Annotated in this window: 17 protein-coding genes and 1 pseudogene; 12 read left to right on the forward strand and 6 right to left on the reverse strand. The window is 70.7% G+C overall.

Translation table 11 applies throughout. From position 1 onward, the window contains the following. Positions 1-174: 174 nt before the first annotated feature. Complete coding sequence (metK, locus tag JGR68_RS02655) at positions 175-1,383, reverse strand: methionine adenosyltransferase (protein ID WP_199360285.1); 1,209 nt, start codon at positions 1,381-1,383, stop codon at positions 175-177. Positions 1,384-1,521: 138 nt separating this feature from the next. Between metK and JGR68_RS02660 the strand changes: the two are divergent. Next, positions 1,522-2,460, forward strand: a pseudogene (locus JGR68_RS02660) (metal-dependent hydrolase); the annotation flags it as partial. An 80-nt stretch (positions 2,461-2,540) separates the two neighbouring features. Here the strand turns inward: JGR68_RS02660 and dusB are convergent. The 4 genes from dusB to JGR68_RS02680 form a co-directional block, all read right to left on the reverse strand. Continuing rightward, complete coding sequence (dusB, locus tag JGR68_RS02665) at positions 2,541-3,539, reverse strand: tRNA dihydrouridine synthase DusB (protein WP_199360289.1); 999 nt, start codon at positions 3,537-3,539, stop codon at positions 2,541-2,543. 27 nt (positions 3,540-3,566) lie between these two features. After that, positions 3,567-4,535: a ribokinase gene (locus JGR68_RS02670; RefSeq protein ID WP_199360291.1), complete on the reverse strand. Its 969-nt coding sequence runs from the start codon at positions 4,533-4,535 to the stop codon at positions 3,567-3,569. Between the two features lie 10 nt (positions 4,536-4,545). Further along, on the reverse strand, positions 4,546-5,844 hold the full coding sequence (locus tag JGR68_RS02675) for a nucleoside transporter C-terminal domain-containing protein (RefSeq protein ID WP_199360294.1): 1,299 nt from the start codon (positions 5,842-5,844) through the stop codon (positions 4,546-4,548). An 82-nt stretch (positions 5,845-5,926) separates the two neighbouring features. Beyond that, a complete protein-coding gene (locus tag JGR68_RS02680; RefSeq protein WP_199360296.1) occupies positions 5,927-7,057 on the reverse strand; it encodes a GGDEF domain-containing protein in 1,131 nt (376 codons plus the stop codon). Positions 7,058-7,142: 85 nt separating this feature from the next. Here JGR68_RS02680 and JGR68_RS02685 point away from each other — a divergent pair, with 85 nt between their 5' ends. From JGR68_RS02685 to JGR68_RS02715, 7 genes are all read left to right on the forward strand, one after another. Continuing rightward, the gene (locus tag JGR68_RS02685) at positions 7,143-8,111 is read left to right on the forward strand and encodes an aldo/keto reductase (protein ID WP_199360298.1); all 969 of its coding nucleotides are present in this window, start codon (positions 7,143-7,145) and stop codon (positions 8,109-8,111) included. Between the two features lie 67 nt (positions 8,112-8,178). Then, positions 8,179-8,382 (forward strand): hemin uptake protein HemP, encoded by a 204-nt coding sequence (locus JGR68_RS02690; protein WP_199360301.1) that lies wholly within the window; start codon positions 8,179-8,181, stop codon positions 8,380-8,382. Positions 8,383-8,477: 95 nt separating this feature from the next. Next, entirely contained in the window at positions 8,478-9,440 is a 963-nt protein-coding gene (locus JGR68_RS02695) for an SPFH domain-containing protein (protein ID WP_199360303.1), read from the forward strand. A gap of 2 nt (positions 9,441-9,442) precedes the next feature. After that, on the forward strand, positions 9,443-9,883 hold the full coding sequence (locus tag JGR68_RS02700; RefSeq protein WP_199360305.1) for an NfeD family protein: 441 nt from the start codon (positions 9,443-9,445) through the stop codon (positions 9,881-9,883). A gap of 113 nt (positions 9,884-9,996) precedes the next feature. Continuing rightward, the gene (gene gcvT, locus JGR68_RS02705) at positions 9,997-11,097 is read left to right on the forward strand and encodes a glycine cleavage system aminomethyltransferase GcvT (protein WP_199360307.1); all 1,101 of its coding nucleotides are present in this window, start codon (positions 9,997-9,999) and stop codon (positions 11,095-11,097) included. A gap of 68 nt (positions 11,098-11,165) precedes the next feature. Then, positions 11,166-11,558 carry a glycine cleavage system protein GcvH gene (gcvH, locus tag JGR68_RS02710; RefSeq protein ID WP_199360309.1) on the forward strand — a complete coding sequence of 131 codons (393 nt, stop codon included), beginning with the start codon at positions 11,166-11,168 and terminating at the stop codon, positions 11,556-11,558. A gap of 793 nt (positions 11,559-12,351) precedes the next feature. Beyond that, entirely contained in the window at positions 12,352-12,864 is a 513-nt protein-coding gene (locus tag JGR68_RS02715; protein ID WP_199360311.1) for a hypothetical protein, read from the forward strand. Between the two features lie 65 nt (positions 12,865-12,929). On the opposite strand, the gene JGR68_RS02720 is transcribed toward JGR68_RS02715, so the two are convergent. Then, positions 12,930-14,348 (reverse strand): serine hydrolase domain-containing protein, encoded by a 1,419-nt coding sequence (locus JGR68_RS02720; RefSeq protein ID WP_199360313.1) that lies wholly within the window; start codon positions 14,346-14,348, stop codon positions 12,930-12,932. Positions 14,349-14,431: 83 nt separating this feature from the next. Here JGR68_RS02720 and JGR68_RS02725 point away from each other — a divergent pair, with 83 nt between their 5' ends. Genes JGR68_RS02725 through JGR68_RS02740 form a run of 4 tightly spaced genes read left to right on the forward strand, consistent with a single transcriptional unit; the run spans position 14,432 to position 19,510 of the window. Next, positions 14,432-15,034: a LemA family protein gene (locus tag JGR68_RS02725; protein WP_199360316.1), complete on the forward strand. Its 603-nt coding sequence runs from the start codon at positions 14,432-14,434 to the stop codon at positions 15,032-15,034. A 6-nt stretch (positions 15,035-15,040) separates the two neighbouring features. Next, positions 15,041-16,936, forward strand: coding sequence for a M48 family metallopeptidase (locus JGR68_RS02730; RefSeq protein ID WP_199360318.1), 1,896 nt, complete (start codon positions 15,041-15,043; stop codon positions 16,934-16,936). Continuing rightward, on the forward strand, positions 16,933-18,306 hold the full coding sequence (locus tag JGR68_RS02735) for an MFS transporter (protein WP_199360320.1): 1,374 nt from the start codon (positions 16,933-16,935) through the stop codon (positions 18,304-18,306). Before JGR68_RS02730 ends, JGR68_RS02735 begins: the two co-directional genes overlap by 4 nt. Further along, on the forward strand, positions 18,284-19,510 hold the full coding sequence (locus tag JGR68_RS02740; protein ID WP_199360322.1) for an NAD-dependent epimerase/dehydratase family protein: 1,227 nt from the start codon (positions 18,284-18,286) through the stop codon (positions 19,508-19,510). The genes JGR68_RS02735 and JGR68_RS02740 overlap by 23 nt, the downstream gene beginning before the upstream one ends. The last annotated feature ends 28 nt before the right edge of the window (positions 19,511-19,538 follow it).

The following is a 19,538-nucleotide window of genomic DNA, read 5'->3' on the forward strand; positions in this document are numbered from 1 at the left end:
GGAGCGATCGCGGGCGATCACGCTTACGCACTGCACGCCGGCGTGGCGGAGCGTGACAGGTACAAAAAAAGACGGGCCGCGCAATGCGGCCCGCCCTGTTCGCGTTTCCTGCGGCTGCGATCGCGGCTGTAGCCGCTCCTACAGCCGTTCCTGCAGCCGTTCCTGCAGTTGCTGCTAGAGCTTTGCGGCCTTGCGGAGTTCTTCGGCCTTGTCGGTCTTCTCCCAGGAGAAGGCGGTGGCGGTGTGCTGCTTGCCGGCGGCGTCGACGTAGCTGACCTCTTCCGGCTTGCGGCCGAAGTGGCCGTAGCTGGCGGTGCGCTGGTAGATCGGGTGCACCAGGTCGAGCATCCTGATGATGCCGTAGGGGCGCAGGTCGAAGTGGCGGCGGATCAGGCGCTCGATGACGTCGTCGCCGACCTTGCCGGTGCCGAAGGTGGTGACCGAGATCGAGGTCGGCTCGGCCACGCCGATGGCGTAGCTCAACTGCACCTCGCAGCGGTCGGCCAGGCCCGCGGCCACGACGTTCTTGGCGACGTAGCGCGCGGCGTATGCGGCCGAGCGGTCGACCTTGGACGGATCCTTGCCCGAGAACGCGCCGCCGCCGTGGCGGGCCCAGCCGCCGTAGGTGTCGACGATGATCTTGCGGCCGGTCAGGCCGCAATCGCCCACGGGGCCGCCGATCTCGAACTTGCCGGTCGGGTTGATGTGGTACTTGGTGCCCTTGTGCAGCCACTTGGCCGGCAGCACGGGCTTGAGGATCTCTTCGCGGACGGCCTCGATGAGGTCCTTCTGCTTCACGCCCGGCGCGTGCTGGGTCGACAGCACGACGGCGTCGATGGCCACGGCCACGCCGTCCTCGTAGCGCAGGGTGACCTGGCTCTTGGCGTCGGGGCGCAGCCACGGCAGCGGCGAGCGCTTCTTCTTGCGCACGCGCGCCTGCTGCTCGACCAGGCGGTGTGACAGGTGGATCGCCGCCGGCATGAAGCTCGAGGTCTCGTTGGTGGCGTAGCCGAACATCAGGCCCTGGTCGCCGGCGCCCATTTCCTCGGGCTTCTTGCGGTCCACGCCCTGGGCGATGTGCGGGCTCTGCTTGCCGATCAGGTTCAGCACGCCGCAGGTGGCGCCGTCGAAGCCGACGTCCGAGGAGTCATAGCCGATGTCGAGGATCACCTTGCGGGTCAGGGCCTCGAGGTCGATCCACGCGGAGGTGGTGATCTCGCCGGCGACGATCGCCACGCCGGTCTTGACCATGGTCTCGCAAGCCACGCGTGCGCCCTTGTCCTGGCTCAGGATGGCGTCGAGGACCGCGTCGGAGATCTGGTCCGCGATCTTGTCCGGATGGCCTTCGGAGACCGATTCGGAGGTGAACAGGGTGCTGGACATCGGCCTTATATCCCTTGATTCGGATGGAGAGATGGGCGCGCATGATACATGCGTGCGGCCACCGGCGCATTGTGCCGTCTCGCGCGTGCCTTCGCGATCGCGATCGCGGCCGGCGGCGCGCGCGGCTAGCATGCGCGGATGGATTCACTGACCCAGATCGTCCTCGGCGGCGCCGTCGCGGCCGCCATCGCGCCGCCCGGGCACCGCCGCGCCGCACTGCTGGCGGGCGCGGCGCTCGGCACGCTGCCCGACCTCGACTCGTTGCCCATCGCGCTGTTCACCGACGATCCGGTGGCGCTGATGACCCTGCATCGCGGCGCGAGTCACTCGCTGTTCGTCCTGCCGCTGCTCGGCTGGCTGCTGTGGGCGTGGTTCCGTCGCCGGGGCGGGCGCGTGGCGGAGGCGCCGCGGCGCTGGTTCTGGGCGATCCAGCTGGCGCTGCTGACGCATCCGCTGCTCGATGCATTCACCGTCTACGGGACCCAGTTGCTGTGGCCGCTGCCGCTCCCGCCGGTGATGTGGTCGAGCGTGTTCATCATCGACCCGCTGTACACGATCTGGCTGCTCCTGGCCTGCATCGCCGCGTTCCTGCTGCGTGGACAGGTGGCGGCGCAGCGGGCGCTCGCCGCCGGGCTGGTGCTGAGCACGGCCTACCTCGGCTGGTCGCTGCTGGCCAAGTCCATGGTCGACCGCGAGGCGGATCGCGCGCTGGCCGCCATCGGCCTGGCGGAGGCGCCGAGGTTTTCCGTGCCGATGCCGTTCAACACCCTGCTCTGGCGGGTGGTCGCGATGACGCCGGACGGCTACGTGGAAGGCTTCCACTCGCTGGCCGCCGACCGCGGCGCGATGCGGTTCGAACCGCATGGCTCCGACCTGCGTGCACTGCGCGAGGCCGCGGCTGTCCCCGCCGTCGAGCGCCTGGCCTGGTTCAACCGCGGCTTCATGCGGGCCACGCAGGTCGAGGGCGAGCTCGTGCTCAGCGACCTGCGCATGGGCAACGAACCCGACTATTTCTTCAATTTCGCGGTCGCGCGCCGCGGCGGCGGCTGGCAGCCGATCCCGCCGCGGCAGCTGCGGGTCGAACGCGACATCGGCCGGGCCTGGGACGACACCTGGCAGCGGATCTGGCAGGGCCCCGGCGCGGTGGCCGGCCGCGATCAGGCGGCGGAGGGCAGCGCGGGCGCCACGCCGGCCGACAGCGCGTCGAAGTAGTCGCGGGTCAGTGCGAGCTGCTCGCGCGCGGTCGCGGCGCGGTTGACCACGGCGCGGAAGGCCGCGTTCTCCGGCCGGTCCTTCGCGTACCAGCCGAGGTGCTTGCGCGCGATGCGCACGCCTGACGGCTCGCCATAGAAGGCGTGCAGGTCGTGGAGGTGGCCGAGCAGGATGTCGCGGACCTCGGACAGCGCGGGCGGCGGCAGGCGCTCGCCGGTGGCGAGGAAGTGCGCGATCTCGCGGAAGATCCACGGCCGGCCCTGCGCGGCGCGCCCGACCATCACCGCGTCGGCTCCGGTCGCGCGCAGCACGTCGGCCGCCTTGTCGGGTGTCTCGATGTCGCCGTTGGCGATCACCGGGATGCGCAGCCGCGACTTCACCTCGGCGATGGTCGCGTACTCGGCGTGGCCGGTGTACTGCTGGTCGCGGGTGCGTCCGTGCACGGCCAGCGCCTGCACGCCGCAGTCCTCGGCGATGCGTGCGATCGCCACGGCGTTGCGCTGGTCGGCGGCCCAGCCGGTGCGAATCTTCAGCGTCACCGGGACGTCGACCGCGGCGACCACCGCCTCCAGGATCCGCGCCACCAGCGCCTCGTCGCGCATCAGCGCCGAGCCGGCCCAGGCGTTGCAGACCTTCTTGGCCGGGCAGCCCATGTTGATGTCGATGATCTGCGCGCCATGGTCGACGTTGTGGCGCGCGGCGTCGGCCAGCTGGGACGGCTCGGTGCCGGCGATCTGCACGCCCACCGGATCGGGCTCGCCCGCGTGGTCCATGCGCCGCAGGGATTTCTCCGTGCCCCAGAAGCGCGGGTCGGACGTGGTCATCTCCGACATCGCCAGGCCGGCCCCCAGCCGCTTGCACAGCAGCCGGAACGGCTTGTCGGTCACGCCGGCCATGGGCGCGAGGACGACATTGGGGCTGATGGCGTGGGCACCGATGCGCATGCCGCCATTGTCGCCGATCGTGCGGCCTCAGGCGTCCGGAAACCGCGCGGCGACGTCCTCGGCGCGCGGCATCGCGGCCGCTGCGCCGGGGCGTTCGGTGGACAGCGCGGCGTAGCGCGAGGCGAAGCGCACGTGGGCCGCGAACGGCTGCGCCGGCACGCGCGCCAGTGACGCCGCCAGGGCGCCGTTGAACGCATCGCCGGCACCGGTGGTGTCGACGACCTTGGCCGCCGCCGCCGGACAGCGGTAGTGCGCCTGGGTATCGCCACGCAGGGTGTCTTCGCGGTGCGACACGAAGCAGCCCGCGGCGCCCAGGGTCAGCACTACGGTCCCGCGCGGCAGCAGGGTGCGGCAAAGCCGGTGCAGGCGCTCGCGGTCCATGCCGGCGAGGGTGCCGGGATCGACGTCGCCGCCGCAGTGGCGCGCGAGCAGGGCGGCGAACTCGGTTTCGTTGGGGGTCAGCACCTCGGCCACCGCCAGCAGCCCGCGGCTGCAGTCGGCATTGGCCGGCGCCGGGTTGAGCACGGTGTGGGCCCCGCTGGCGCGTGCCAGTCGAAGGGTCTCGACGATGGCGTCCACCGGCGACTCGAGTTGGGCCAGGACCACGTCGGCGGCGGCGATCGCCACGCCCTGCGCGGCCACGAAGTCCGGCGTCAGCGTCGCGTTCGCGCCCGGCCCGATGACGATGCTGTTGCTGCCGTCGTCGCCCACGTAGATGCCGGCGGTCCCGGTCGGCTCTTCGCTGGCGTGGGCGCGCAGGTCGATCCCGTGGCTGGCCGCGAGCCCGCGCGCGAGGCGTCCGCCATCGTCGTCGCCGAGGGCGCAGACGAAGGTGGTGGCCGCGCCGGCAAGCGCCGCGGCGACCGCCTGGTTGAAGCCCTTGCCGCCTGGCCCCGTCGAGTACTCCCCGGCCAGCGTCTCGCCGGCGCGCGGCAGCGCCGCGCAGTGCCAGACATGGTCGACGTTGAACGAGCCGGCGACGACGACGCGCGACATCGCCCCGGCCTCAGGCGCCGATGTGGGTCAGCACGCCGGCGATGGTCGCGGTCATCAGCGTGGCGATGGTGCCGCCCAGCACCGCGCGCAGGCCGAAGCGGGCCAGGTCCTGGCGGCGGTCGGGCGCCAGTCCGCCGATGCCGCCGATCTGGATCGCGATCGAGCTGAAGTTGGCGAAGCCGCACAGGGCGTAGGTCGCGATCAGGCGGCCCTCGTCGCTCAGGCTGACGCCCTCGACGCGACCGTTGACGATGTCGGCCAGCTGCAGGTACGCGACGAATTCGTTGATCACCACCTTCTGTCCGATCAGCGAGCCGACGGTGCCGGCATCCGACCACGGCACGCCGATCAGCCATGCCACCGGCGCCAGCACGTAGCCGAAGATCGCCGACAGGTCGGTGGGCTTGCCGATCGCCGCGGCCACGCCGGTGACGTCGCCCAGCCAGGTCAGCGGCGCGTTGATCATCGCGATGAGCGCGATGAAGGCCAGCAGCATCGCGCCGATGTTGAGCGCGAGCTTCAGGCCGTCGCCGGCGCCGGCCGCGGCGGCGTCGATGACGTTGCTGGTGGTGTTCTCGACCTCCATCTTCACCGTGCCGCGGGTCAGCGGCTCGCCGGTTTCGGGGATCAGGATCTTGGCGATCACCAGCGTCGCCGGCGCCGCCATGATCGAGGCCGCCAGCAGGTGCTTGGCATAGAAGGCCTGCTGCGCCGGATCGCCCGCACCGAGCATGCCGACGTAGGCCGCCAGCACGCCGCCGGCGATGTGCGCCATGCCGCCGATCATCATCGTGATCAGCTCGGACTCGGTCATGCGCGAGATGTAGGGACGCACGGTCAGCGGCGCCTCGGTCTGGCCGATGAAGACGCTGGCGCAGACGCTGGTGGTTTCGGCGCCGGACACCCGCATCACCTTGGTGATCGCCCAGGCCATGGCGCGCACCACCAGCTGCATCACGCCGAAGTGGTACAGCACCGCCATCAGCGAGGCGAAGAAGATGATCGTCGGCAGCACCTGGAAGGCGAAGATGAAGCCGTAGGTGCTGACGTCCATCAGGCTGCCGAAGATGAACTCGGAGCCGGCGTTGACGAAGCCCAGCACGCGCACGAACAGCTGGCCCAGCCAGTCGAAGACCTCGCGCCCGCCCGGCACCAGCAGCACCAGCGCCGCGAACGCGATCTGCAGGGTGACCCCGGTGACGACCAGCTTCCAGTCGACCCTGCCCTTGTTGTTGGAGAACAGCCAGGTGATCCCGATGAGCACGGCCAGGCCGAAGAGGCCGAAGCCGATCCGCGTCAATACTTCCATCGTGAAGCCGATCCCCTGGACCTGCCGCGGGCGCGCGGCGACGGGGCAGCGTAGTGCAGGCCGCAGGGCCGGGCAACCGCGGTCAGGGGTCCCGGGCCACGATCCGGTTGCCGCCGGCGGCCTTGGCCGACTTCAGCCGGCGGTCCGCGCAGCCGAGCAGGCTCGACGTGCTGCTGCCGTCCTGCGGCCAGGCCGCCAGGCCGGCGCTGAAGGTGAAGACGAAGGCGTCCTGGCCGCGCTCGGGCAGGAAGGGGCGCTCGACCAGGGTGCGGCGCAGGCGATCGAGGCGTTCCCAGGCGCTGCCGGCCGGGCCGTGCAGCAGCATCACGAACTCCTGGCCGCCGATCCTGGCCAGTGATTCCGTGTCGGCGAGCATCTCGCTCATGGTCGAGGCGATGTGGCGCAGTGCGCGGTCGCCGGCCTGCGGCCCGGCCTCGTCGTTGACGCGCTTGAAGCGGTCGACGTCGAGCAGCACCAGGGTCAGCGAGGCGCCCGAGTTGCGCGCGTTCGCGAACACGTGCGGCATGCGCTGCACCAGCCAGGAGCGGTTGGGCAGGCCGGTCAGGGCGTCGTGTCCCGATGTTTCCACCAGCGCCTGCATCCGTCGCACCGCGACCGCCGCGAGCCCGGTGGCCAGGACCAGCAGCAGCATGCGCAGGGCCTCGGCGCCGATGCGTGTCGCGACCGGCTGCAGCGCGAGGGCCGCCTCGGGAGGCGTCCTGCCCAGGTAGGCCGCCAGCGCGAACAGGCCGTACTGCAGCAGGGCCAGGCCGCCGGTGTAGAGCGCCAGCCGGCCATCGGCGCGCAGCGCCGCCGACAGGATCACCAGGAGGTAGCACGACCAGGCCGCGACTCCGGTGGTCGCGGCGGAGGGATCGCGCAGCGCGATCGCCACCAGCGTGGCGGTGACCAGGCTGGTGTCCCAGGTGCAGGTGGCGAAGGGCAGCCAGCTCCGCTCCTGTCGCGCCAGCACCAGCCAGGCGAGGGCGACGGCATTGGCCAGCACGACCGCGCCGAGGCAGGCGAGGATCCCGCCCATGCCCGCGCCGGTCGCCGCGGCGAACAGCGGCAGCGCCAGTGCCAGGACCGAGAGCAGCAGCCGGACCCGGGCGACCAGGCGCTCGCTGCCCGCACCCAGCCGGCGCATGACCTGGTCCGGCGGCGCCAGCAGGCGCTGCAGCGTGTCGCGTATCCCGCCGTCGCTGGCGTGCATCGTCCGTGCTCCCTTCCCTGCGGGGAGGATAGCGCGGCGGCTTGCGTAAACTGCCGCCCAACACAGCGCGCTGGAGGCGTCGACCATGGAATACCGCAGGCTTGGCAGCTCGGGACTCGCGCTGTCCGCGCTGTCGTTCGGCGCCTGGACGACCTTCGGCGGCGCCATCCCGCGCGGTGAGGCGCGCAACCTGGTCGCCGCAGCCTGGGACCATGGCGTCAACTTCTTCGACAACGCCGAGAGCTACGCCCACGGCGAGGCCGAGCGGATGATGGGCGACGTGATCGCCGACCTGCGCCTGCCGCGCGACGGGTATGCGGTGTCGAGCAAGGCGATGTTCGGCTCGGCGGCCAGCCCGCTGCCGCTGCAGCGCGGGCTGTCCCGCAAGCACCTGCACGACGCCTGCCACGCCGCGCTGAAGCGGCTGCGCGTGGACTACCTCGACCTGTACTTCTGCCATCGGCCCGATCCGGACGTGCCGGTGGCCGAGACGGTGGCCGCCATGGACGCGCTGGTCCGCCAGGGCAAGGTGATGTACTGGGGCACGTCCGAATGGCCCGCGGCGCTGGTGCGCGAGGCGCATGCGGTGGCGCGCGCGCGGCAGCTGCAGCCGCCGACCATGGAGCAGCCCGAGTACAACCTGTTCAACCGCAGGCGCGTGGAGCTGGAGTACGCATCGCTGTACGCCGAACTCGGCCTGGGCCTGACGGTGTGGTCGCCACTGGCCTCCGGAGTGCTGACCGGCAAGTACGGCGATGGCATTCCCGCCGGTTCGCGCGCGGCGCGCGAGCCCTGGCTGCGCGAACGGCTGGATGGCGGCGAGGGGCCCGGGCTGCTGGAGCGTGCCCGCCGCTTCACCGTGCTCGCGCGCGAGCTGGGCGTCGAGCCTGCGGCGCTGGCCATCGCCTGGTGCCTGCGCAACCCGCACGTGTCCAGCGTGATCCTCGGCGCCAGCCGGGTCGGGCAGCTGCAGGCGAACCTGGGCGCGCTGGAGCTGGCCCGGGGCCTCGACGACGGCGTCTGGCAGCGGGTCGAGGCCGCAACCGTCGGCTGAACCCGGCAGTTGACAGGCAAATGAGAATCATTAGCATCGGAGGTCATCGATCGATGAGGTGTCCCCCATGCTGGCCTCCCGCGTCCATCCGTCCGCCTTCGAAGCGGCCGACGACCTGCCGTCGGCCGGCGGCGCAGACGCGCCCGTCGAGCGTGCCGAAGTCGACAGCCTGCGCCTGCTCGATGGCCAGCGCGAAGTGCTGATCCGCCACGGCAACGAGCTCTATCGCCTGCGGCATACGCGCAACGACAAGCTCATCCTCACCAAGTAGGTCCACCGCCGCGCACGCGGTGTGGCCCGCGTGCGGTCACGGATGCGCTCCGGGCCGCGTCTATACTCGAAACCATTGCATGGGGAGGGTATGGAATGTCCGGAACCACGTTCATTGCCGCCGTACTGGCGCTCGCGTTCATCATCTTTTTCTTCAAGATGGTGCGCATCGTGCCGCAGGGCTTCGAGTGGACCGTCGAGCGCTTCGGCAAGTACACGCACACGCTGTCGCCGGGACTGCACCTGCTGATCCCGGTGATGCAGGCGATCGGCCGCAAGGTCAACGTCATGGAGCAGGTCCTCGACGTGCCCTCGCAGGAGGTCATCACCAAGGACAACGCCGTGGTGAAGGTCGATGGCGTGGTGTTCTTCCAGGTGCTCGACGCCGCCAAGGCCGCCTACGAGGTGTCCAACCTCGAGATCGCCACGATCGCGCTGGTGCAGACCAACATCCGCACGGTGATCGGCTCGATGGACCTGGACGAATCGCTCAGCAACCGCGAGACGATCAACGCCCAGCTGCTCAACGTGGTCGACCACGCCACCAATCCCTGGGGCATCAAGGTCACCCGCATCGAGATCCGCGACATCCAGCCGCCGCGCGACCTGATCGATTCCATGGGCCGGCAGATGAAGGCCGAGCGCGACCGTCGCGCGGTGATCCTGGAGGCCGAAGGCCATCGCAGCTCGGCGATCCTGCGCGCCGAGGGCGAGAAGCAGGCGGCGATCCTGCAGGCCGAAGGCGAGCGCGAGGCGGCCTACCGCGAGGCCGAGGCGCGCGAGCGGCTGGCCGAGGCGGAGGCCAAGGCCACCGAAATGGTGTCCAACGCGATCGCGTCCGGCGACGTGCAGGCCATCAACTACTTCATCGCGCAGAAATATGTCGAGGCGTTCCGCGATCTCGCCACGGCACCCAACGCCAAGTTCGTGATGATGCCGATGGAGACCAGCGGGATCATCGGCTCGATCGCGGGCATCGCCGAGCTGGGCAAGGAGGCGCTGGGCAAGCAGCAGGTCGATACGCGTGCGCGGATCGACGCCAGGCGGCCGGAGATCTGACGATGGCCTGGAGCACGCCCACCATCGTCTGGGCCGCGATCGCGCTGGCGCTGATCGCGGCGGAGACCTTCATCCCGGGCGCATTCCTGCTCTGGATGGGGATTGCCGCGGCCTTCGTGTGGCTGGCGGTGCTGCTGTTCCCGGGCCTGTCGCTGCTGGCACAGGTGGTGCTTTTCGTGGCGCTGAGCGTGGTCGCGGTGCTGGCCTACCTGAAGTGGGGGCGTCGCCGCGAGCGTCCGAGCGACCGGCCGCTGCTCAACCGCCGCGCCGAGCAACTGGTCGGGCGCGTGGTCGCGCTGGATCGCGCCATCGTCGGCGGGCGGGGCAGGGTGAAGATGGATGACGCCTACTGGGACGTCAGCGGTCCCGAGCTCGAAGCCGGGCAGCGGGTGCGCGTCATCGGCGCCAGCGGCATGGTCCTGGAGGTCCGCGAGGCCGGCTGACCCCTTGTCCCCTACAGGATCCGGGCACGGCAACGGGCCGTATCGCCTGTGGTCGTGCCGGTCGGCGTGCGAAGGGCGATAATGGCCTTCCCCCGCACAGGAGCCGACATCCCATGACCCGAAAGACCGTCCTCAACGCGTCCCACCGCGCGCTCGGCGCGAAGATGGTCGACTTCGGTGGCTGGGACATGCCGATCAACTATGGCTCGCAGATCGAGGAGCACCACGCCGTGCGTCGCGACGCGGGCATGTTCGACGTCTCGCACATGACCGTGGTCGACCTGCACGGCGCGCGCGTGCGCGAATTCCTGCGCCGGCTGCTGGCCAACTCGATCGACAAGCTCAAGGTCCAGGGCAAGGCCCTGTACACCTGCATGCTCGATGCGGACGGTGGGGTCATCGACGACCTGATCGTCTACAACCTCGGCGACGACTTCCAGCGCCTGGTGGTGAATGCCGGCACGCGCGACAAGGACCTGGCCTGGATCGAGGCCCAGGCCGAGGGCTTCGACCTCGACATCCGCGTCCGCGACGACCTGGCGATGATCGCCGTGCAGGGACCGCAGGCGCGCGACAAGGTGGCGGCGCTCGTGCATCCCGACGATCGCGCGGCGGTCGCGAAGCTGGGCCGCTTTGCCAGCCGCGACGTCCGCTCGGTCGATGGCGCGCCGCTGTTCATCGCGCGCACCGGCTATACCGGCGAGGACGGGTTCGAGGTCGCGCTGCCGGACGAGCACGCGGTGGCGTTCTGGGACGCGCTGGTGGCCGCGGGCGTGAAGCCGGCCGGCCTGGGCGCGCGCGACACGCTGCGCCTGGAAGCGGGCCTGCCGCTGTATGGCCAGGACATGGACGAATCGGCGACGCCGTACGAAGCCGGGCTCGGCTGGACGGTGGCGCTGGACGAAGGCCGCGACTTCAACGGCCGCGCCACGCTCGAGGCGCAGCAGGCCCGCGGCGACGCGCGCCAGCTCATCGGCCTGGTGATGGACGAGAAGGGCGTGCTGCGGCACGGGCAGAAGGTGCTGGCCGGCAGCGGCGACGGCGAGATCCTCTCCGGCACCTTCGCGCCGACGATCGGCAAGTCGATCGCGCTGGCGCGGATCCCGGCGGGCGAGCCGGGCGATGTCCGGGTGGACATCCGCGGCCGCGAGGTCCCGGTGCGCGTGGTCGCCTGGCCCTTCGTCCGCGATGGCCAGCCGCGCGACGGCATTTGATCCACGGCCGCGATGCTTGGCTACACTAGCCCCCCACCTCCCAACCACGGCGATCCGGAGCAGCAGACATGAGTGACATCCCTGGCGACCTGAAGTTCATGAAGTCCCACGAGTGGGCCCGCGTCGAAGGCGACGGCAAGGTCACCGTCGGCATCTCGGACCATGCCCAGGGACTCCTCGGCGACCTGGTCTACGTCGACCTGCCCGCCGTCGGCGACAGCGTCGAAGCCGGCACCGCCTGTGCGGTGGTGGAGTCGGTCAAGGCCGCCTCGGACATCTATGCGCCGATGTCGGGGACGATCGTCGCGATCAACGAGGCACTCGCCGACAAGCCGGAAACGATCAACGAGGACGCGTTCGGCGAAGGCTGGCTGTTCGTGCTCGAAGCGAGCGAGCCGGAGCAGGCGAACGAGCTGCTCGATCCGGACGCCTACGCGGCGCTGGTCGAAGAGGAAGCCTGACCGGCATCCGCCGCGCGCTGCGCGGCATGTCGATACGGACGCCGGGCATTGCCCGGCGTTCGCGTTTCCGGGTCGCGGAAACGTCGCGAAGCTTCGCGCACTTTCGCGCAAATCATGTCCTGCGACCTTCCCGGCGTGCTCCGGCGCGCATGCGGCGCGCGCGTCATGTGCGCCCCGGATCGACGCACGCGACGCGCAGGTCTTCCGCCTCGCCGGGACGCGCGCGCGCCACGTCGATCCGTCGAGCGCGAACGCAAACGCCTTGAAACAAGCCCTTTGATGAAAACGCCTGCAGGCGCGTGCGTGTTCCGGCGTCGACGGGGCACGCAGCGGACGACGTCGGCGGACGCATCGCGTCCGCTCTTGCATCGACGTGGCGTGACGACACGCAGGCGACGGGTGTTGACAGCGAAAAAAACCGTGATTAGGTTTCGCCCAACAACACGTGGCCACAGAAGCGAGTGAGTGCGAACCGGACGACAACGCGCAACACAACTCAGTCCTCCGCCCGGATGGTCGACATGGTGGACTCAGGCGTCGTCTTCCCCGCGAAAACTCCAGGCGAACCAGAGCAGACAACCCGCGGCGCATGGCGCAGCGGGTTTTTTCGTGTCGAGGGACCGACACAGGGAGCGTCCGCGCTCCCCGGCGATACCGGGCAAGGATGGCCCGGACACAGGATCCGGTGCGACGCGCCCTGCGCGTCGTCGGTTGATCGCGGGTCCGATACCCGCGGTGTGTTTCGTACTGGGCAGTAGCACCTGCAAGTCCCACTGACGAGGAGAGCCATCCCATGGCCACGAAGAAAGTCGCGAAGAAGAAAGTCGCCAAGAAAGCGGTGAAGAAGACCGCGAAGAAGGCCACGCGCAAGGCGGCACCGCGCAAGGTCGCGAAGAAGGTCGCGAAGAAGAAGGTCGCCAAGAAGGCCGTGAAGAAGACGGCGAAGAAGGCAGCCGCGAAGAAGGCCACCCGGAAGACGGCGAAGAAGGCCACGGCCAAGAAGGCCACCCGGAAGACCGCGAAGAAGGCCACCAAGAAGACGGCCAAGAAGGCTGCCAAGAAGACGGCGAAGAAGACGGCGAAGAAGACCGCCAAGAAGGCTGTCCGCAAGAGCCCCGCCAAGAAGGCCGCCGCCAAGAAGGCGGTGCGCAAGACCGCGAAGAAGGCGCCCGCCAAGAAGGCCGCCGGTCGCAAGACCACCGCCAAGAAGGCCGCGAAGAAGACCGCCAAGAAGGCGGCGAAGAAGCGTGCGCCGCGCAAGGCCCCGGTCGTTTCCATCCCGGCCGCTCCCGCGCCGCTGATGTAACGCTACCCCGATAGCCGTCAATCAGGCCCCTCTCCCGCAGCCCAGGCGGGGGAGGGGCTTTTTCGTTACTCCGGCCGGGCGTCCGACGCCGCGCCGCCGCCGCTGCCGGCGGCAGCCTCGGGTCCGGTCGATATCGACACCGCGCCGGCATCCTCGCCGGCATTGGCGAGCAGCAGCTCGTCGACGTCCGCGAAGTCCACGTCCAGCCACTGCTGCGGCGCCAGGCCGATCGCGCTGTCGAGGATGGTCGGCAGCAGGCCCGTCGGCAGGCTGCTCTCGCCGTTCCACAGCACCACCACCCCGATCTCGCGCTCCGGCATCATCGCCATCAGGCCGCGGTAGCCCTGCACCGCGCCGGCGTGGAAGACCACGCGGTGTCCGGAATAGTCATAGACGCGCCAGCCGAGCGCATAGCCGGCATCTCCCAGGCGCTGGCGGCGCCAGCCCGAGCTGCGCATCTCGCCGGGGGTCGACACCAGCGGCTGCTGCAGGGTCGCCAGCAGCGGGGCCGGCAGCACGTCGGGACGACGGCCCGACTGCGCGATCAGCCACTGCGCCATGTCGCTGATGCTGGCGTTGACGCCCGCCGCGGGCGCCACGCGGTAATAGGTCGGCTTGGGCATCAGCGATCGCCAGCCGCCGCCGGCGCGCACGTGCGGCTTGGCCCAGCGCGGACTCGCCTGGATGCCTTCGAGGCCGTAGCTTGCATCGTCCATGCCCAGCGGCTTGAAGATGCGGCCGGCCACCGCCTCGCTGAAGAACTGGCCCGAGGCCGCGGACACCACGTCGCCCACCAGGCTGAAGGCGACGTTCTGGTAGCTGTAGCAGTCGCCGACGTCGCAGGTCATCGGCGCGTTGGCCAGCCGCTGCACCAGGCTGCGGTAGTCGACGTTGCGCTCGATGTCGCGGTCGTAGGTGTTGCGGCCCAGGCCCACGCGGTGGCTGAGCACGTCGGCCACGGTGAGGCGTGCCGCCGCATCCGGACGGGCGAGCTGCAGCGCCGGCATGAAGTCGGCGATGTGGCTGTCCCAGCGCAGCGAGCCTTCCGCCACCAGCAGGCCGGTGACGGTGCCGGCGAAGGGCTTGGACAGCGAGGCCAGGCGGAACACGGTATGCGCGTCGACCGGCTCGGCGTTGCTGACGTCGGTGATGCCGTAGCCACGTGCGCTGAGCACTTCGCCCTTGTGCACGATGGCCATGGCCAGGCCCGGCACGCGCTGGTTGGCGACCACCGCCTGGGCCATCGCCTCGAAGCGCGCGACGTCGAAGCCATCGGCCAGCGGGACCGGCTTCGTGCCCGGTGGCAGGAGGGGCGAGGCATCCGCCGCCACCGCGCGGGACTGCGCCGGAGGTGACTGCACATGACTGGAGGCTTCCCGGCGGAGTTCCGTCTGTGCCGCGGTGCCCACCGCCATCGGCGTCAGGCATGCGACCAGGCCGGCGCCGAGGAGGAGGCGACGAGGCGTGCGCGCTGCGTCTTTCATCGGGCGTATCCCCTGCGTATGCTGCGACTGCGGGGTGATCATATGCCCCTGATTCCGCAATTGCATGAACAAGGGGAGCTTTCATGTCCAGCCTGCTGATCCTGCTGGTGTTTGTTGTCGTGATCGTGGTCGCGATCGGCTGGGGCGTCGGCATCTACAACGGCCTCGTCACCGCCCGCAACGCGTTCCGCAACGCCTTCGCCCAGATCGACGTGCAGCTGCAGCGCCGCTTCGACCTGATCCCGAACCTGGTCGAGACCGCGAAGGGCTACCTCAAGCACGAGCGTGAAACGCTGGAGGCGGTGATCGCCGCCCGCGGCGCGGCGGTGTCCGGCCTGGCCGCGGCCAAGGCGAGTCCCGGTGATCCGGCGGCGATGGCCGAGCTCGCGCAGTCGCAGGGCGTGCTCAACGGCGCGCTGGGACGCCTGATGATGGTTGCCGAGGCCTATCCGGACCTCAAGGCCAACCAGAACATGATGCAGCTCACCGAGGAACTGACCTCGACCGAGAACCGCGTCGCCTTCGCGCGCCAGGCCTTCAACGACTCGGTGATGGCCTACAACAACCGGCGCGAAGTGTTCCCGTCGAGCATCGTCGCCGGCATGTTCAACTTCGACGCCGCGGCCCTGCTGGAGATCCCGGCCGACCGCGCCGAGGTCCGCGAGGCGCCGAAAGTCCAGTTCTGACGCTCGATGAACTTCTTCGAGCAGCAGGCGAAGGCGCGCCGCAACAGCACCCGCCTGGTGGTGCTGTTCGCGCTGGCGGTGATCGGCATGGTGCTGGCGATCGACCTGGCAGTGCTGCTGGTCGCCGGTGCCAACTGGCCGCTGCTGGCCGTCGTCACCCTGGGCACCCTGGCGGTGATCGGACTGGGCTCGCTCTACCGGCTCGCCACGCTGCGCGGCGGCGGTGACGCGGTCGCCCTGCAGTTCGGCGGCACGCCGGTGCCGCAGGACACCGGCGACGCCTCGCTGCGCCGCCTGCGCAATGTCGTCGAGGAGATCGCGATCGCCTCGGGCGTGCCGGTGCCCGGCCTCTACGTGATGGAAGGCGAATCGGCGATCAACGCCTTCGCCGCCGGCTACTCGCCCAGCGACGCCGCGATCGCGGTCACCCGCGGCGCGCTCGACCGCCTCAACCGCGACGAACTGCAGGGCGTGATCGCCCACGAGTTCAGCCATGTCGCCAACGGCGACATGCGCCTCAACATCCGCCTGATGGGCGTGCTGTTCGGCATCCTCATGATCAGCCTGATCGGCCGCAAGGTGCTGTACCTGGGCGGCAGCCGCGACCGCAATGCGGCGGCGGTGATGATGGCCGCGCTGGTCGCCCTGGTGGTCGGCAGCATCGGCATGTTCTTCGGCCGGATGATCAAGGCCAGCGTCAGCCGCTCGCGCGAGCGGCTGGCCGACGCGTCGGCCGTGCAGTTCACGCGCCAGACCACCGGCCTCGCGGGTGCGCTGAAGAAGATCGCGGGCCTGCCCGACGGCGCGCGCCTGAGCGACCGGGCCGATGCCGAGGAGGCCAGCCACATGCTCTTCGGCGATGGCGTCGGCTTCAGCGGCCTGTTCGCCACCCATCCGCCGATCCTCGAGCGCATCCAGGCGCTGGAGCCCGGGTTCCGCGGCGAACAGCTGGAAGGCCTGCGCCGGCAGTGGTCGCTGACCCCGCCGTCGGGGCTGCAGGAGGACCGGATGATGGGCCTGGACGTGCATGCCGGCCGCCTGCCCGCGCATGACGCCCGGCTGGACGTGACGCCGCCGATGGTGGCCGCGCAGGTGGGCCACCCCGAGGTCGACGACTACCAGCGCGCCGACGCCATCGTGCACGGCATGCCGGCTTCGCTGCGCAGCCTGGCGCAGTCGCGCGAGGCGGTGGTGCCGCTGGTGCTCGGCCTGCTGCTGGACGACGACGCGGCGCTGCGCGGGCGCCAGCTGCCGGAGATCACCGCGCGCCTCGGCGACGAGGTCGCGCGCGGGGCCAAGGCGCTGCATGGCGGCGACCTGCAGGCGCTGCATCCGATGCAGCGCCTGCCGCTGGCCGCGCTCGCGTTCCCGGTGCTGCGCCGGCGCCCGCGTCCCGAACTCGAGACCCTGCTCGACACCGTGCACGCCGTGGTCCACTGCGACGGCAAGGTGTCGCTGTTCGAGTACTGCCTGGGCCGCCTGCTGGAAGTGCAGCTGCGCGAGTCGCTGGATCCGCGGCGGCATGCGCGCTTCGGCCGGCGCAAGCCCGGCAGCGTGCGCGAGGAGTTCGCGACGCTGCTGGCGGTCGTCGCCCATGCCGGCAACCCGGGCGATCCGGCGGCCGCGCAGCGCGCCTACCTCGCCGGCCTGCAGCGCGTGCTTCCGCGCGACCACCTGCCGTATGCACCACCGACCAACGGCGTGCTCGCGCTCGACGAGGTCTGGCCCGCGCTCGACGCGCTCGAGCCGCTGGCCAAGCAGCTGATGGTGGAAGCGGTGACCGCCGCCGCGAGCCACGATGGCCGGATCTCGGTGGCCGAGGCCGAACTGCTGCGCACGATCTGCGGCGTGCTGCACTGTCCGCTGCCGCCCGACGTCGCCCGGATCGGAACCGCCGGATGAGCAGCGATCCGGGCGCAGTGGCGTCCGCCGGCAGCATGGGCCGGCTGCGCCGCGAGCTGGCCGCCTCGCCGCCGCTGTGGTGGGCGATGCTGTACTTCTTCAGCCTGCTCTGCGGCTATTACGTGCTGCGCCCGGTGCGCGACGCGATGGGAGCGTCCACGGACGCGGCCTCGGTGTTCCCGCGCGGGCTGATCGCGCTCGGCGAGCGCATGGGCATCGAGGTCGGCGACTTCATGCTGCAGCTGCTGTTCACCGCGACGTTCATCGTGATGGTGCTGCTGCAGCCGCTGTACGGCGCGCTGGTGTCGCGCTTTCCGCGACGCGTGTTCCTGCCGGCGGTCTACCTGGTCTTCATCGCCTGCCTGCTCGGCTTCTGGTGGGCCTTCGACAGCGGGATGGCCGGCCGCGGCGCCGCGTTCTTCGTCTGGGTGGCGGTGTTCAACCTGTTCGCGGTGACGGTGTTCTGGAGCTTCATGGCCGACGTGTTCGACAACGCGCAGGCCAAGCAGGTCTACGGCTACATCGCGGCGGGCGGGACCGTGGGCGCCCTGGTCGGTCCGGCGATCACCCGCTTCCTGGTCGAGCCGGTGGGTGTCGCCAACCTGTTGCTGGTGTCGGCGGGGTTCCTCGGCGTCTGCCTGCTCTGCATCCTGAAGCTGCGGCCGTGGGCGCTGGCACGCGAGCGCCAGGGCGGCGCGACGGCAGGGCAGGCGATGGGCGGATCGGTGCTCGCCGGCCTGCGCCTGGTGTGGCAGCGTCCGCTGCTGCGTGCGCTGGCGATCCTGATGTTCTTCGGCGTCGGGGTGGGCACGCTGCTCTACAACGAGCAGGCGCGGATCGTGCGCGCGGCCTACGCCACGCCCGAGGAGCGCGCGGCGTTCTACTCGACGCTGGACTGGGCGATCAATGGCCTCACCATCGCCATCCAGCTGCTGCTGACGCGCTTCCTGCTGCAGCGCTACGGGATCGCGCCGCTGCTGCTGCTGCCGGCGTTCGCCATCATGCTCGGCTTCGCCGCGCTGTCGGCTTCGCCGCTGCCGATGCTGGTGGCGATCGTGCAGATCGTCACCCGGGCCAGCGAGTTCTCGCTGGCCAAGCCGGCGCGCGAGACGCTCTACACCCGCGTCGATCGCGAGCAGCGCTACAAGGCCAAGGCGGTGATCGACACAGCGGTCTATCGCGGCGGCGACCTCACCTTCGTCTGGCTGCACAAGGCGCTGGCGGTGCTGGGATCGGGCATGGTCTTCCTGGCCGGCCTGGGCATCGCCCTGGGCATGACCTACGGCGCATGGCGCGTGGTCCGCGCCGAGCGCACGCTCCCGCAGGACCCCTCCGCGGAGCCTGCGCATGCACCATCCAAGCCGACGTGAGCTGCTGAAGGCCGGCCTGGCCGGCGCCGTCGCCCTGGCCCTTCCGGCCTGCGCCCGCGGCCTCGGCGTCGCGGCGGACACGGGCGCTGGACCGGCCGCCGGCAGCGCGGCCGCGGCGCGGAGTCCGGGGACCCTGGACATCCTCGTGCTGGGCGGAACCGGCTTCCTCGGCCCGCACTTCGTCGCCGCGGCGCGGGCAAAGGGCCACAGGCTGACCCTGTTCAACCGCGGCAGGAGCAATCCGGAGCGCTTCGCCGGCGAAGCGTTCGCCGACATCGAGCAACTCCGCGGCGACCGCAAGAGCGACCTGTCGGCGCTGGAAGGCGACCGCCGCTGGGACGTGGTGCTGGACACCTCCGCCTACGTCCCGGACGACGTCACCCGCTCGACCCGCCTGCTGGCGCCTCGCGTCGCGCAGTACCTGATGGTGTCGACGATCTCGGTCTACGCCAAGACCGATCGCCCGGGCCAGGACGAGGACGCGCCGCTCGCAGTCCTTGCCGATCCGACCGTCACCGAAGTCACCGGGGACACCTACGGAGGGCTCAAGGCGCTGTGCGAGCGCGCGGCCGAGGCCGAACTCCCCGGGCGCACCACGATTGTCCGCCCCGGCCTGATCGTCGGCCCCGGCGACACCACCGATCGCTTCACCTGGTGGCCGGCGCGGGCCGACCGGGGCGGCGAAATCCTCGCACCCGGGACGCCGGACGACCCGACCCAGTTCATCGACGTGCGCGATCTCGCGGACTTCCTGCTGCTGGCGCTGGAACAGCGCCACATGGGCATCTACAACGCCGATGCGCCCGCGGGCTCGATCACCATGGGGCGCCTGCTGGCCACCTGCCAGGAGGTCTCGCGGCGGATGAACACCATCCACTGCGTGCGCGCCCCGTGCCCGCAGCCGCCAGGCCACGACTCCACGCTGACGTGGGTGCCGGCGGACTTCCTGGAGGCGCAGGGCGTGTCGCCCTGGCAGGACATGCCGGCGTGGATCCCCGCGGCCGGCGACGACGCCGGATTCGGCCACATCAGCACCGCGCGTGCGCATGCGGTCGGGCTGCGCACGCGCCCCCTCGAGGACACGGTGGGCGACACGCTCGCCTGGTGGCGCTCGCTGCCCGCGGAGCGGCGGGCGGAGCCCAAGGCCGGGCTCGCGCCCGATCGCGAAGCCGCCGTGCTCGCGGCGTGGCACGCGCGGCGCTGACGGCGCGCGGATCCCTGGAATGACGAGG

Source organism: Luteimonas sp. MC1750 (assembly GCF_016615955.1).
Lineage (GTDB): Bacteria > Pseudomonadota > Gammaproteobacteria > Xanthomonadales > Xanthomonadaceae > Luteimonas.